The organism is Sporocytophaga myxococcoides, from assembly GCF_000775915.1.
GTDB lineage: Bacteria > Bacteroidota > Bacteroidia > Cytophagales > Cytophagaceae > Sporocytophaga > Sporocytophaga myxococcoides_A.
The window spans coordinates 356,241-373,089 of the sequence record NZ_BBLT01000005.1 but is presented as its reverse complement, the minus strand read 5'-3'; the positions used below and the strand labels follow the sequence as shown (position 1 = coordinate 373,089).

Sequence of the window (16,849 nt, the reverse complement as noted above, 5' to 3'; positions counted from 1 at the left end):
TCTGGTTACTTTTTAATCTTTACAGTAATTCAAAATATCACGTTTGTACGGCTGGCATATGAAAAAGTGACGTTTTTTATATGTAGAGATAAAAATAGATGGCAATTTCAAAAAATAGATTATTTTTGAAGAACTCATTCTCCCGAAAATAAAATTACCTGTAAGACATGGTATGTTTGAACGTTGAAATTTTGGTAACAAATAATTGTCAATAAAATAATTAACCAAAACTATTCCCTATAGTGACTGTTCTAAATCATATATTCCCTAATAAATTCATAGCTGTATTAATTTGTATTACTCTAAGCTCCTGCCTGACAGGAAAGATGTATAATATGAATGATGCTGAAAAGGAACAACTCAAAGGTTATCACCAGAGAACCGCTCAGGAAGTAATTGAAAAAAACAGAAAGAACAGAAAGGCCAATCAAAGAATGGCTGAGAAAAGTCGTCAGAAACAAAACGAACAACTTGCAGAGCTAAATGCCAACACCAGCAAAGTAAAGAGGAAACACAAACCTTCCGGTCAGTTCAAATTTTATATTTATTAAAAACTTTTATAGAAATGAGGACAAGGCATTCTCCTCATAGGTTTGATTTTTTTCCTTTTATTAAAGATATAAGTCAGATTAATTTCATGAGCTCCACCACTTCTTGCAGGAGCAAGCCTTGAAACGATAAAATCGTAACTATAGGTAATCGCAAGGTTATTATACTTCCACCCTACCAATCCGACAATGGACTCATTATTCTGAACTCCCTTTTTATAACGCTTTAAACCCGGAATACCTCTGTACCAGAAACCAGCAATCAATTGATCATAAACCCCATAAACACCAAGATCGGTCTGATCCGATTTCCCCTGAAACTTATAATGAACAGTAGGAATCAGACTTATCTGCTTTTCTTCCTGCAATGTTGATTTATCAGGTCTTCTACTAAAGTTTATCTGATAGCCTGCAGTAAAGGAATATTTTGCAGGAAGAGGTGCATTTCCATTTACAAATGATTGATTGGGAGTATTGATATGGTTTGCAGCAAAACCTACCCACAGATTTTCAGTATATATAACTGCTCCGGTAGAAAGATCCATGAATTGTTTTTTAATCTTCCCGTTATCAAAGCCAGGAGCAATATTACCATTATTATCATATTGATAACTAAAGGCAAGATCAGAATAATCTAGGGTTCTGGAAATATAACCTAACTGCAATCCCGGTCTTACAACAATTTTAGACGTTAAGAAAATTTCATATGAATAAGAGAGAGACACATCAGTGGAATTTATGGTATTGCTTCCCTGCCAGTCCTTATAAACCTGAAGTCCAAGACCACTTCTGTATTTGGAAAAATAAGTATCCGCAGAAAATAATGAGGTTATATATTTTCCATCAAGCTTTGGCCATTGTATTCTTTGATGAAGAACGAGCCTTGTTTTATGCGTACTTCCGGCAAAAGCAGGGTTTACATACAGTGGAGCACCATAAAATTGAGAGAACTGAATATCCTGACCTGCAGCTCCATTCCATGAAATCGCAAATAAGATAAAAAATACAATTTTTAACCTGATTATCACTTCAATACAAGTTTTTAAGAATATTCGACGAATTTAACAAATTTTTAAACATTCAGCACAAATCAATGAACCAGATATTGAAATTCTAATATTTAGAGTTAATTTTATCTCTTTGATAAACAGGTCAACATTAAAATATTACAATGATAACTAATTAATTTTGAATACGTTCATTTAACAAATATTTAAAATTAATATAAAAATAAATCAATTTCTTAAAATCATTTTGATTTCTAACGCTAGTTTAAATATTTAAGTTATGGGGTTAACTTATACCAAGACTAAAATTTTTATTTTGTCGATGTGCCTTTCAATATGTTTTAAAACATACTCTGAAGGAACCAGACAATTGATGCCCACATCATCTTCAAATGGTTATGTTCAGATATTTGACCTGAACACATTATCGAGACCATTTGCAACTTTTAATGCTCCGGAAGACTACAGATTGAATATTCAGGTGTGTAATCCGGGCGAAAAGATATACATGGGTTTCAAGCAAACCAATGATGATGTTTTCTTCCGTCTTATGGATGAATCCAACAACGCTGTGCCCATTCCAGGGCTTACCCCTGTTGCAGGAACAACCAACACATACCGACTCCCCAAATCCGGAGCCGGATATATTGATTCATATGACAAAGCTTATAATGGCCCTAGTCAAATTGTAGGTGGGGGCGGTTACAATGCTTTGGAATTTACTCCTCCGGGACCGGGTACTTATCACATTGAATTTAACCCCAAATCATCCACCACTCCTACACCGGAAAAAAGGATTTTCACCTATTTTGACATTACAGTAGCTAATCCCTCTACAAATAAAATCCAAACCGGAAGACTTTGGTCCAAAGCATGGGATTTTACAACAAATGCCGATGCCAATAGATTTGTAACCACCATGTATGTCTATGCAAAAGACAGTATTATTACTTCATTGAATTTTAATGGTATTCAGCCTTTCGGATTTTCTATCTCTGCTAATTCTACCGGTACCACCAAAACGGGTAATGCTGAATTTGACAGACAATCCAAAATCGGAAACTATACCTATCCTGAATATAAACTTTTCCTTACAGAGCCAGATACTAACTGCTTTCCTGTGGGAAGATTCGGAAGCCTCACACAAGATCCTAAAATTACTGGCTGTGACCCGAACAACAGATGTATAGAAATCTATACTGACAAAACAGGAACTGTTGAAATTCTCTTTGAATTCAATGGCCAGGCAGGATATCAAAAAGGTACATCAGACATACTATTCAACACAACTGTAAAAGCCGGATATAACTGTATTCCATGGAATACAAAAGATGGTTTAGGCAATGTAGTACCTGCAAATAAAACCTTTGATATAAATGTTAATTACTTTAATGGATTAACACATTTGCCATTGTATGATGTAGAAAACCATTTAAACGGTTACATAGTTGAATTATATGCTCCTAAAAAGGGAGGAAACACGGTTCCTAAATTGTACTGGGATGATTCCAAAATTATAGCAGGGTCAAACCTAGACGGAACAGTAAACCTGACAGGATGTACAGGCGGCTGTCATAAATGGAGGAACAGAGGATACAACGACTGCGTACCTACTTGCCCAGAATCTATTAATACCTGGTGGTATGCCAATGTGATTGAGAAAAAACTTAACTACACCGTTCAAAATGTTACAGTAGATGCAGAAAGCAGAAATGCTCCTCTTGCTCCCAATGATACTACTGTTTGTGCGGATATAACAACATTTATCCTGAGCGGTAAAATTACAGGAGCTACTGGTGGAAAATGGTCAGGAGGAAATGGAACATTCTCCAATATTAATGATCTGAATGCTGGCTATACTCCTACTGCTGCTGAAAAAACTGCTGGAATGGTGAAGTTATTTCTAACTTCAAATCCTACATCAGGTTGCCCCTCCGTAACAGATACAATGAGAATATTCTTTACTCCTCTTCCTACAGTCAATGCAGGACCGACCTCTAATATCTGTTCTAATACTACCACTGTACAACTTTCCGGAGTGGTGACGAATGCATCTAAGGTGACTTGGTCAGGAGGAAATGGAAATTTTATTCCTAACAGAAACAGAGTAAACCCTGTTTATTCACCAACAAAGGAAGAGTTGGAAAGTGGATCTATTGAACTTACTTTAACAGCAACAAGTAATGGATTATGCGCTCCTGTAAGCAGCAAGACAAAAATTATAGTGGCACCGCCATCTATAGCTGATGCAGGAAAAGATACTACAGTATGCTCAAACAATGCAGTCATTCTTTTAAATGGAAGCATCAAAGGAGGTACCGCCGGAAAATGGACGGGAGGAACAGGAACATTTCTTCCGGATGCCAATACTTTAAATGCAACTTATATTCCTGGAAAAGGAGAGTTGGGTGCTGCGAACATTGTTTTAAATCTAACACCAGAACATAATCCATGTGGAACTGTATCTGACCAAATGATTATCAACCTGACCAGACCACCCAGAGTGGAAGCTGGTCCAGACAAAGAGTTATGTAAAAAAGACATTATTCAGCTAAATGGTTTTGTAGAAGGAGCAACCGGTATATTATGGTCTTCTGAAGGGAACGGAACTTTCAAGCCTTCAGCAACCTCATTAAATGCGACATACGAACCTTCTTCTGCTGATACAGCAAAAGCTTCCATAAAACTATACCTTTCTTCAACTGGCAATGGATTGTGCAGTCCGGTGAAAGATTCTTTAATAGTTAAATTCAGACCATCACCCAAAATTGTTGTCAATCAAAACCTGGTCGCCTGCGAAAACAATCCGAATGTAGTTTTAAGCGCTAAAATTTCAGGAGCTTCCGGGATCCTCTGGAGTTCTGTAAATTACGGAACCTTTACTCCTTCTGCAAGTCACTTGAATGTAACCTATATACCTTCTTCCAAAGATCTTGCGGATAACCTTGCGATTATTAATATAACAAGTGTTGGAAATGATTTTAACTGTAGTTCTTCTACAGAAAAAATCCTGATATTAATAGATCCGGCCCCAACTGTGGATGCAGGACCAGCCCAAACGTTATGTGCAAACAATGCAAACATCACCTTAAAAGGGACTGCAACTCTGGGTACTTCAGTGACATGGTCAGGAGGAAATGGGATATTCACACCAAGTAAAGACAGCCTTAATGCGGTATACACTCCTACTCCATCTGAAATTGCATCGGGGAAATTGAAATTAACCTTAACAGCTCAGAAACCTTCATGTCTTCCTGTAAGTGATGATGTAGAAATTACCTTTACACCTGGCCCAATTGTTAAGGCTGGACCGGCACAGAGTGTCTGTGAAAACAATGCTCAAGTAACCCTAAACGGAACAGTAAGTTTTGGAGCCGGAGTATGGAGCGGAGGAAGTGGAACCTTTTCGCCGAATAACACTTCTCTAGTAACTACCTACACTCCTTCTGCTGCAGAAATAGCTTCAGGTTTTGCCAAACTTTACCTTACCTCTTCAAACAATGGAAATTGTAAAAGCGAGACCGATAGTCTGGAGATCACTATTATTAAAGCTCCGGTAGTAACGACAAGTAATTCTGTTAATGTCTGTAAAAATAATCCAACCATTGATCTGGATGGAAAAGTTACCTTACCAGCCAAGGGTGGAATGTGGTCAGGGGGAAAAGGAGTATTTTCTCCGAATGCCAATACAATAAAAGCAATTTATACCCCAACAGCAGACGAAATTAATTCTGGTTCTCTGAAACTTACATTAAGCTCCACTGACAATGGTTTATGTAATTCATCATTTGCATATCTTAATATAACTTTCACTCCATCTCCTGAGGTAGATGCTGGTCCCGGACAGGATTTATGCTCGAATACTCCAGGAATTCAGCTTAACGGGAGCAAGACAGTTGCAGGAGGAATTGTCTGGTCAGGTGGCAATGGGAAGTTTACGCCTAATGCTACAGCAATTAATGCTGTTTATTCACCTTCAGTAGCTGAAGTTATTGCAGGCTCTGTTACTTTAACCATTGTAACAACAGACAATGGCAATTGTAACCCTGTATCCGATAATGTTACCTTTAAACTACTGCCAGCTCCGGAGGTAAATGCCGGACCAGATCAGTTTGTTTGCGGTACCGAAACAGCTATTGTATTCAATTACGGAACATTTAAAAATGCTACAGGAACAACCTGGTCCTCTAATGGTAACGGTTCTTTTCTACCGAACAATTCAATTATAAACGCTACATATAATATCACTGCAAATGATAAATCCAGAGGTAGTGTCACATTTACTCTAACCACAACAGGCACGGGAGTATGTCCTCCGGTCTCTGATGACATGGTTGTTACATTTACAACTGTTCCGGTTATAGATGCTGGCCCGGATCAGTTTATTTGTACTAACGACCTACCTATAAGACTTAATGCTATAGGTTCAAGATCAACGTGGACAGGCGGGTCTGGTACATTTACCCCAGATGCTAAAACACTCAACGCCATCTATACCCCCTCGCCTTCTGAATTATCAAGCGGAGTTGTAAAACTTAAAATTACCACAGATGCTGTAGGATCATGTCCTCCTGTTTCTGACGAAATAACTTTCAGAATTCCTAAAGGACCTGAAATTGAAGCTGGGCCAGATCAGATAGTTTGCGGAAATACTCCTAATGTATCATTAAACGGAAAAGTCGGAAACGCTAAAGGTGCTCTTTGGTCTACAAATGGAACTGGTTCATTTCTTCCGGACAGAAGTAGCTTAACAGCAACCTATGTTCCTTCCTCTGCGGATACATCAGCCGGAAGTGTTATCCTGACTCTTACCAGTATAGGCAATGATACTTGTTCTCTCGTTTCAGATCGTTTGACTGTTACCTTTAAAGATGCTGTAGTAGTAGACGCCGGTCCAGAACAAACGCTGTGTGCGAATGTCAGCGGAATCCCATTACACGGTGTTGTGGTAAATGCTTCCGGAGGTACCTGGTCTGGAGGTTCGGGATCATATGCTCCAAATGCATCAAGTTTAAATGCAACCTATATTCCTTCTGCTACAGAAGTTAATAGTAAAAAAATCGTATTAACTCTGACTTCTGTAAGTGATGGCATTTGTCCTCCACAATCTGATCAGGTAACCTTTATATTGCAGGATGCTCCTAAGGTAGATGCAGGGCCGGATCAGACAGTATGCGCGAATACGAGTTTCATCAAACTAGCCGGTAGTTTTGCAAATGCAGGAGGAATTATCTGGAAAAGCTCTGGCTCTGGAACTTTTGCTCCTGATGCATCACAAAAAGACGCTAGTTATTATGTCTCCTCACAGGACACTGTTATAAAGAAAATCACCCTGACCATTAGTACAACAGGTAATGGTGTATGTAACCCAGCTGAGGATAAGATGACATTGACCATTACTCCTATTCCAACAGTTGATGCTGGTCCTGATCAGGAACTTTGCGAAAATGTAACTTCTGTAACACTTTCAGGTAAAATTAATGTGGCTACTGGTGGGTCCTGGACAAGCACTGGAACAGGTACTTTTAGCTCTAATGGAATCAATGCTATCTATAAGCCAAGTACAGCGGATCTAAAAAAAGGCATATTGACATTCACACTCACATCTACAGGAAACGGAGCCTGTGTTCCAGGGAAAGATGCAATGACTGTTAAATTTACCCCTATGCCAAGAGCAAATGCCGGAAACGACTTTACTATTTGTGAAAGTAGTTCCTCAATAACATTAAATGGGACTATAGAAGCTGCTTCTGGAGGGGTTTGGTCTACCTCAGGAGATGGAACTTTTGCAAATCGCAATAATGTCAATACTACTTATAATTTAGGTGGAGGAGATATTTCTAAAGGTAATGTCACATTAACCTTAAAAAGTTTAGGAAACGGAGCTTGTCCGGAAGCCGTAAGTTCAATAAAAGTAACCATTCTACCACTTCCAAAAGTAAACGCAGGGCCAGATCAGACAGTTTGTGCAGACGTTTCGGAGGTTAGTTTGTCAGGAACAATCACTAACTATTCTTCTGCACTTTGGATTTCACAAGGTACTGGTACCTTCCTGCCAAATAGCTCAGATTTAAATGCTAAATATAAACCTTCAGCTGAAGACATTGCTGCTAAACAAATAAAAATCACTTTAAAAGGTGTAGGTAACGCTCCTTGTGCTACACTAACAGATGACATGTTGATTAACATAACTCCTCTGGTTACTGTAAATGCCGGTCCTGATCAAAAAGTCTGTTCCGATGTGACAGGAATCCAACTTACAGGAAATGTAACTGTAGCGGCAGGACAGCAATGGAGTACAACGGGTACGGGAACATTCAGCCCTAATGCCAATGCCTTGAATCCGGTTTACATTCCATCTAAAACAGATAAAGATGCAGGTAAAGTAACATTTAAAATTCTTTCAACCGGGAATGGAACATGTAATGCTGTTACTGATTTTTCAGATGTTTCCTTTACTCCAGCTCCAACTGTTAAAGCAGGACCAGATTTGGAGATATGTGAAGATGCAACCTCTGTCAGCCTAACCGGGGTTGTTACCATTGCAACAGGCGGAAACTGGAGTACTTCAGGAGATGGGGGATTTAATCCTACAGCAAATCAGCTTAATACCTCTTATCTGATCGGAAATGCCGACAAAACACCTGGATCAATAATCCGCCTTGTTTTGACAACGACCGGCAATGGCCTTTGTCAGCCTGTAAGAGATACTCTTAATATTATAGTAAAACCACTTTCAGTTGTAAATGCCGGAGGCGATCAGGTTGTTTGTGAAGATGTAGCAGGAATACCGCTTGCAGGATCAGTTCTCAATGCCACTGGTGGAATATGGAAAAGCTCCGGAGCTGGCACATTCTCACCAAATGCATCAATATTAAATGCTACTTATATTCCTTCTGCAGCAGAAAGAACTTCTGGAAAAGTTCAATTAACGCTGACAGCAACCGGTACAGGAGTTTGTAATCCACTATCCGACGTAATGGAGATTGCATTTGAAAAAACGCCGGTTGTAAATGCAGGACCGGACATAAATGTCTGTGCAGATATAGGGGCAGTTCAGTTATCTGCTACGGTAACTTATGCTACCGGCGTGAAATGGAATACCTCTGGTGATGGTAATTTTTCACCTGATCATATTACTAATAACCCAATGTATCTCATCGGTTACAATGACAGCATTAACAAAAAGGTAATCATCACTGCTACAAGTACCGGAAATGGAAATTGCGCTGCTGTCTCAGATCAGATGGTTCTGACGATCAGCCCGATTCCTTCTGTTGATGCAGGACCAGATATCGTTGCATGTTCTGATGTCACTTCAATACACCTTAATGGAAAAGTCAAAGTTGCATCGGGCGGATATTGGATATCAACAGGTAGCGGCACCTTCTCTCCTGGTCCGGATAATCCTGTTGCAGAATATCTTCCATCTGCATCGGATAAACTTACAACAACATACCTTATATTAAATTCCGCAGGTAATGGTTCTTGTAACTTCTATTCAGATACTTTAACTCTTAGATTTGATACGAATCCAAAAGTAGATGCAGGTCCAGATCGCACTGTTTGCGAAACAGATTTACCTATAAAGCTGGAAGGTTCAGGTAACAATGCTACCTGGACATCACCAGGAGGAGGGGTTTTTCTTCCAGATGCCAAAGTGACAAATGGCACTTATATGCCTACTGCCTCTGAAATTGCAGCCAAAACAGTTACCCTGACAATATCCAGTCCTGCATCAGGAATGTGTCCTGCTACCTCTGATCAAGTTACATTTACTATTATACCAGGTCCGATTGTTAACGCAGGTTCAATTACAAGTATCTGTAATACAATGACCACAATAGCATTAGCAGGAAATGTTACTAATGGTAATGTAATATGGACAAGTACAGGTAAAGGTACATTCCAAAACGCAAATGCGGCCTCTACCACTTACAATATTGCTGCAGATGATAAACTTGCAGGAGTTGTAACCCTGATACTAAGCTCAGACGGAAACGGGGTTTGTAACCCAATCGGTGATACATTGAATCTTACATTTGATCCTGAAGTAATAGCAGATCCAGGATTTGATCAGTCACTTTGTGCGGATGTTCCTGCATTCCAATTATCAGGAACAGCTAAAAACTACTCTTCTATTCAATGGTCTACAACAGGAACAGGAGGATTAAATAATGCCACCACCCTTACCCCTGATTATACACCATCAGTGACAGAAAGAAATAATCACGGTTCTGTTAAGGTTACTATGAAGGTAAATGGCTTAGGCAATTGCCCTCCGGTAACGAAAGATGTGTTGCTATCATTAACTCCAGCTCCTACAGCTAATCCAGGACTTGACACCATCGTTTGCTCCAATTCTCAGGCTATTCCGCTTAAAGCAACAATTACCGTTGCGGGAGGAGCCGTTTGGTCAACATCCGGAACAGGAACATTTTCTCCGGGAGCACAAAGTCTGATTGCATCATATATTCCTTCAGAAAATGACAAATCATCCACTGTTACTTTAACTTTGAAAACAACAGTTAATGGAACTTGTGGACAGGTAACCAAGGATAAAAAGATAGATTTTGTTAAAATGCCGGAAGCCGATGCAGGACCTGATGATACTATTTGTGTGAATGCTGTAGCCGGAATAGCACTGAACGGTATTGTAAAATCAGTAACAGGTTCAGGAATCTGGACTGCAATGGGTACCGGTTCATTCAGTGCTCCGACAACTACATTAATAAATACCTATTCTCCTTCGAACGAAGAAAAACTAGCTGGCACCTTTATACTAGCTCTTAAAACTACAGGTAATACAGTATGTCCGGAAATTACAGATTATAAATCTGTAACCATTCAATACCTGCCAGAAGCCAATGCCGGACTTGACCAGAATGTCTGTGTAGATATTCCGGGAATTAAACTAAATGGATCATTAACAAGAGCACTTTCAGGAGAGTGGACAACCAATGGAGATGGTACGTTTTCTCCTGATCAATTCACACTTAATGCTTCTTATATACCAGGAGTAGCAGACAGGACCAAAACCGGAATCATCCTATCACTGGCTACCAAAGACAATGGAAAGTGCGCACCATCTACTGATCCGCTTAACATTACGTTTATCCCATTACCAGATGGAAATGCAGGTAACGATACAACAGTTTGCGAAGATGCAGCAGTTGTAAATCTTAACGGTTCAGTTACAAACTCTTCCGGGGTTATCTGGACTACAGATGGATCAGGTAAATTCAGTCCTTCTGCCTCTTCTCTAATAGCAACCTACATTCCAGGCTTAAGTGATATCAAAGCAGGAGGAGTAACTCTAAGATTAAAGGTCAACGGAGTATCTCAATGCGGGGGTGTAACCAAACTTAAGCATGTAACTATTAACCCTAGACCTACAGTATATGCAGGGCCTGACCAAAGAGTCTGTGAAAAAACAGAAGAAATTAAAGTTGCAGGTTCTGCCAGCAATTATACTTCAGTGAACTGGACAAGTTCCGGAATAGGTATTTTTGGAAACGGAAATGTTCTTTCGACAATTTACAAAACCGATCCGACAGATTTTGATGCAGAGGCCATTAATCTGATACTGGAAGTACAGGGCAAGCCGGGTTGTAAACCTGTTCAGGATCAATTAACCGTTCAGTTCGTACCTAAACCTGAAGTGATTGCAGGGCCATCTCAAAACTTCTGCTTTGATGCTCCTGAAATTTTACTGACAGGTAAAGTAATCAATGCAGTAAATACAGAATGGGTAAGTTCAGGATCAGGTATTTTCATACCTGGAAGAAATAGCCTGAACACCAAGTATATTCCATCTCTTGAGGATCGCATATCAGGATCAGTGAAACTTTCTGTCAGAAATACAGATGTTCCATTGTGTAAGGCTGATGGAGACACCCTGGAAATCACATTTATACCAATGCCAGTTTCTGACCCGGGGCCTGCTATTGTTTGTGATATTGCAAATGGGGCCAAGTTAAACGGAAAATTCCAGAATGCTACAGGTGTTTTCTGGACATCAGATGGAACCGGAACATTTTCTCCGGATCCTAAAGACCCAGGGGCAACTTACTATCCTTCTATGCAGGATAAACAGAAAGGCACCATACATCTTAACCTGACAACAACAGGTAATGGAGTATGTAATGAAACAGTGGCTATGACAACCCTGGTTATTGAGCCAAAACCAATAGCAGATGCAGGAAAAGATCTTGATGTTTGTATATCAAGTACTCCAACTATAACTGCAAATTTAACAGGTGATGTATCTTATGAATGGTACAACCTGAAAGGAATACTAATGGGTTCAGGTCCAAATATAATGCTTCCAAACCTCGACAGAGACACAACGTTGGTATTGAGAGTGTTTGACAGCAGACCTTGTGACCAGTTTGATACCGTTACTGTGAGAGTATTCAACCCTCCTACTATCGGAATGCCAGGTGATACATGTTTTGACCAGCCACTGTATGTTGCTGCGAAATTAAGAGATATACCCCTCGTTACCGGTCAGTATATCTGGTCACAGGATGGAAAATTAATGCCAAATCAGACATTGCCAATCCTGAGTGTACCAAGGCCTGGAGAATATACAGTTACCTATGCATTTGGAAATTGCTCTGTTTCTAAAAAGATTAAAATTAATCCATTACCTGTGTTAATGGGTTCTGATAAAATTGCATGTGAAAACCGTAGCACAGTGCTGAGCATCTCTTCTACACTGCCTTCTTCCAATTATCAATGGTCAGGGCCGGGTGTAAATGCAACTACCTCTGCTGGTAATCTTGGTATAATAGTACCACTAGATACCAGTTTCTATCAGGTAAGTGTTATCACCAATGATGGATGTAGAGCAAGTCATGATATTAGAGTTATCGGAGTACCTTCACCGATATTCAGCATAAAAGACTCTGCTTTCTGTGCTAATAAAACAGTAATGTTTGTTGCCAGACCGACTAACATCAGTAATATCGATTCTCTCCCTGTAACCTATGAATGGATGAAAAACGGTGTATCAATGAATAATAGCAATGATTCGCTACTCATTAATTCTGAAGGGGCTTATGCGGTAAAAGTTACCATTGGAGAGTGTGATACTTTACTGACAACCAAAATCAAGTTGAATGAAGTACCCAACCCAAGGTTACCGAAAGAACTTGATTTGTGTATGGAAAAGAGAGAAGTGATTAAACTGGATGCAGGACCGGGATTAATTTATAAATGGTCTGGAGATGTAGAGGTTAATAATGATACAACAAGAATACTGTTTGCTACAGATTCTGGATTCTATAAAGTACGTGTAATTAACCAGTATCAGTGTGAAAACGAAGATTCTACAACTATCAAAGATATTTGTCCTCCGAGATTATATGTTCCAACCGGACTTGACCCAAATACAGAAGGAAAATCTACTCTGGATATTTTTGGTAAGTATTATACCAATTTCCAGATTACAATTTTTAACCGCTGGGGAGAAGTAATCTTTATGTCAAATGATCCTAAAGAAATATGGGATGGTACCTACAGAGGAGAAGTGATGCCGATTGGAGTTTATAACTACATTGTCACGTATGAAGGTCTGAATGAAAGATATAAAGGCCCATACAAAGTAAAAGGTGCGGTTACCGTGGTGAGATAACCGAAATAAACTGAGTGATAATAAAAAGACTGCATCCCCAAGGTGCAGTCTTTTTTATGTGTAAAAAACATTTTAACTTCTTAAAAATTTTTAATAGGTTTAACTGTTATAAAGAGATAAAAACAATCTCAGGCTTTGAAATTTGTTCGTTTATTCATTTTTATCCTTTTCTTTTCAGGACTTCGTGAAACCTTTGGTCAATCCCAGGGAGACTATCTCATTAATGGTCGCCTGGTAGACAGTGTTGATTCAAAAGGGATTTCAGATGCTCTTATCATTAACAAAAGCACCAATAAGGTTGAAATTTCGGACAAAAGCGGATACTTCTATTTTAATGCCTCTCTTAATGATACCATCATTATTTACATTCTAGGTTATCGTACAAAACAATTCCCATTGGGAAAAGAAATGGCTTCAAAGCAAATGAATGCCATTAGACTTATCCCCGACATAGAACAACTTAAAAGTGTAGAAGTAATAGGGAAAACCGAAACAAAACAGAAATACAGATACCCTAATAATCAGGAACCTGCATCTATTATGAATCCAATCACCTTTTTATATGAACGGTATAACAAAAAGTACCAACAATATCAAAAGGTAGCAGAACTGGAAAAAGGTAAATACTATGAGCAGCTCAAAGAATATCGCCTTAACAGGTTATTTATCATGGATATTACCGGAATTAAAGAAGAGGATGTGGATGATTTTATAGGAAAATGTAATTTCGGAAGAGAATTTATTGAGACAGCCTCTGATTATGAACTAATTGTGATGGTCAGGAAAAACTATGAATGGTATAAAAAAACTAAATCAGGGAATAAGAAGTCTAAGTATTAGACAGAAACTTTGCATATATCGAAACATTTAAATATATTTATATAACAATTAGTCAGAATGGCAATTAAACCGGACGAGCGCATAAAACAGATTGAAAAAATGGCCAAAGCCTTGGGTGACAAAAACAGACTGGTTATCCTTCAGACGATTGCAGAAAAAGGATGTGTGAACTGCACCGAATTTACTGAAGTCATAAATCTGGCTCAGCCTTCTGTCTCTCACCACATCAAAATTTTAGTGGATTCCGGTTTGATCAATTCAGACAAAGAAGGCCGCTTTGTGAAATTATGTATCAACAGAGAAAACATTGAGGAGTTCAATGCTTTTTTAAACGATATAAACAAATTCTGACTTTTTTTGATTTATCATATTGATATATTTAAATATATAAAACATTCAATTTAAACAGTTAATCAGATGGAAAACGGAACTAAATACCTCGAATTGACAGATGGAAATTTCGAAACAGAAGTGATCAAAACTTCCACCCCAGTGCTTGTAGATTTTAGTGCAGAATGGTGTGGACCATGCAAAATGATGGGGCCCATAATAGAAGATTTAGCTAATGAGTATGAAGGAAAGGCAAAGATTACCAAAATTGATGTCGATGTGAATCCTCAAACTACATCGAAATATGGAGTTCGTAGCCTTCCTACCCTATTAATTTTTAAAGATGGAAATGTAGTAGATAAAATTATCGGAGCGGTTCCTAAAAGAGTTATTACTGAAAAATTAGGTGCACACATAAATTAAATTCAGAGAAAGGCCGGTCAGTCCCCGGCCTTTTTAGTGGGACGTAGAGACCATGCTTGGCGTCTCCCTTTCCACCTGAAGCATCATTAATTTACCAGAATTCTTTAATCCCTAAGCTCTGATTTCTGTAATATTTTTATCGTAGTTCATTATCAAAATTTGAGACGCCAAGCATGGCGTCTCTACTAACCCGATGTTAATTCTGGAAAACAAGTAATTTTTCTCAGAAACCAAACCCTGCTTCATTCATGTTTCCCTTTTAGGGAATGGCTAATAAAAGCCGGAGGAAGGGTTATGTACAGAGTTAATAAAAAGCTTGCTGAAATCTTTGAAGCCATAGGCAGCATATATGAATTTAAAGGACCAAAAGAAAGATTCAGGTCTATCGCTTATCACAATGCAGCCAGAATAATCAATGACCTTCCGGAAGATATCAGAGAGCATATTCAGGATGGAAAATTTATCAAGACCTATGGAATTGGTAAAAGTATTGAAGAAAAAATCTTTGAGTTCCTCCAAACGAATCAGATAAGCTTATTCAACGACCTTCAAAAAGAAGTTCCCAAAGACTTTCTCACCCTGATGAAAGTTCAGGGATTAGGACCGGAGACTTTAAAAAGATTTTATTACGACCTTAACCTAAGTACCAAAGAGCAGATTATAGAAGCCCTCCAGGATGGCAGAATCTTACAGCTTAAAGGTTTTCAGAAAAAGAAAGTAAATAACATTTTATCCGCTTTACTTAAAAAAACGGAAACAGATGAACGACTCCCCCTTTGGGATGCGCAGGAAATCAGCACCAGCATTGTACACATGCTTAAAACCATTCCTCAGATTCAAATAATTGATATAGCAGGAAGTCTTCGCAGACAAAGGGAAACCGTAGGCGACATTGACCTTTTGATTGCAGCAAAAGCCAGAGATCGAAAAGCTATTATAAGGCATTTTGTTTCTCTGGATGAAGTTGAAAACCTTTATGCAGAAGGCGATACCAAAGCCAGTGTATATTTCAAATCCTTTAAACGACAGGTAGACATCAGGATCGTAACTGAAGACCAATGGGGCGCTGCCCTTCAGTATTTCACAGGCTCAAAGGCTCATAACATACACCTGCGAAAACTTGCCATTGAAAAAGGTTTTAAGATCAACGAATACGGACTATTTACTGTAGATGAAAACAAAAAGATTGCAGGAGAAAATGAAGAGGGTATCTATCATGCTCTGGGTCTTGAATGTATCCCCCCTGAAATGCGCGAGGATACAGGGGAAATTGAACTTGCAGCTGAGGGATTAATTCCAAAGCTCATCACCATTGATGATATCAAAGGAGATATGCATACGCACTCCAAATGGTCAGATGGCCACAGCTCTATTGAAGAAATTGCTGACTATATTTCTTCTCACCAAAAATATGACTACATCGTTCTTACAGATCATTCCAAATCTGAAATAATAGCAGGAGGAATGAACGAAGATCAATTTATGAAGCAATTAAAAGAGATTAAAAAAGTAAATAAAAAACTTGGCAGGGACCTTATCAAATCAGGAACTGAAGTAGATATATTGCCAGACGGTACTCTTGATTTATCCGATTCCCTTTTGCAGACGCTTGATTGGGTGGTTGCTTCCATACATTCACATTTCAACCAGGATAATACGGAAAGAATCATTAAGGCATGTCGCAATCCATACGTATGTGCCATAGGCCATCCGACAGGAAGAGTACTTGGATCAAGAGAGGGATATCCTGTTGACATGGAAAGAATCCTTGATGTGGCCGCAGAGACAGGAACGGCCATAGAAATAAACGGACACAGCCATCGCATGGACATCAATGATCGCTGGGCTAAAAGAGCTATTGAGAAAGGTGTAACACTGGTAATAGGAACAGACAGCCATAATACAGGGAATTACAGCTTTATGAAACTGGGAGTGGCCATAGCAAGAAGAGCATGGTGTACGAAAGATCATATCTTAAATACATCGGACTGGGCAAAGATAGAAGCATTTAAGAGGAGGAAACTTGAGAGGATTTATATGACGCACTAAAAGTTTTTTCAACT

General features: G+C 38.9%; 7 protein-coding genes. 6 read left to right on the top strand and 1 reads right to left on the bottom strand.

The features are described 5' to 3' along the window. The first annotated feature begins 242 nt into the window (after window positions 1–242). Window positions 243–551 carry a hypothetical protein gene (locus tag MYP_RS14055; RefSeq protein ID WP_156140614.1) on the top strand — a complete coding sequence of 103 codons (309 nt, stop codon included), beginning with the start codon at window positions 243–245 and terminating at the stop codon, window positions 549–551. Here the strand turns inward: MYP_RS14055 and MYP_RS14050 are convergent. Beyond that, the gene (locus MYP_RS14050) at window positions 548–1,576 is read right to left on the bottom strand and encodes a PorP/SprF family type IX secretion system membrane protein (protein ID WP_052430210.1); all 1,029 of its coding nucleotides are present in this window, start codon (window positions 1,574–1,576) and stop codon (window positions 548–550) included. The two genes, MYP_RS14055 and MYP_RS14050, sit on opposite strands and share 4 nt — an antisense overlap. Window positions 1,577–1,835: 259 nt before the next feature. Between MYP_RS14050 and MYP_RS14045 the strand changes: the two genes are divergently transcribed. From MYP_RS14045 to polX, 5 genes are all read left to right on the top strand, one after another. Further along, complete coding sequence (locus MYP_RS14045) at window positions 1,836–13,193, top strand: gliding motility-associated C-terminal domain-containing protein (RefSeq protein ID WP_156140610.1); 11,358 nt, start codon at window positions 1,836–1,838, stop codon at window positions 13,191–13,193. 135 nt (window positions 13,194–13,328) lie between these two features. Further along, the gene (locus MYP_RS14040) at window positions 13,329–14,033 is read left to right on the top strand and encodes a hypothetical protein (RefSeq protein ID WP_045464482.1); all 705 of its coding nucleotides are present in this window, start codon (window positions 13,329–13,331) and stop codon (window positions 14,031–14,033) included. Window positions 14,034–14,090: 57 nt separating this feature from the next. Then, a complete protein-coding gene (locus MYP_RS14035; RefSeq protein WP_045464480.1) occupies window positions 14,091–14,384 on the top strand; it encodes an ArsR/SmtB family transcription factor in 294 nt (97 codons plus the stop codon). Between the two features lie 66 nt (window positions 14,385–14,450). Then, entirely contained in the window at window positions 14,451–14,786 is a 336-nt protein-coding gene (gene trxA, locus MYP_RS14030) for a thioredoxin (RefSeq protein ID WP_045464478.1), read from the top strand. Between the two features lie 294 nt (window positions 14,787–15,080). Beyond that, on the top strand, window positions 15,081–16,835 hold the full coding sequence (gene polX, locus MYP_RS14025; RefSeq protein WP_045464476.1) for a DNA polymerase/3'-5' exonuclease PolX: 1,755 nt from the start codon (window positions 15,081–15,083) through the stop codon (window positions 16,833–16,835). Window positions 16,836–16,849: the final 14 nt, after the last annotated feature.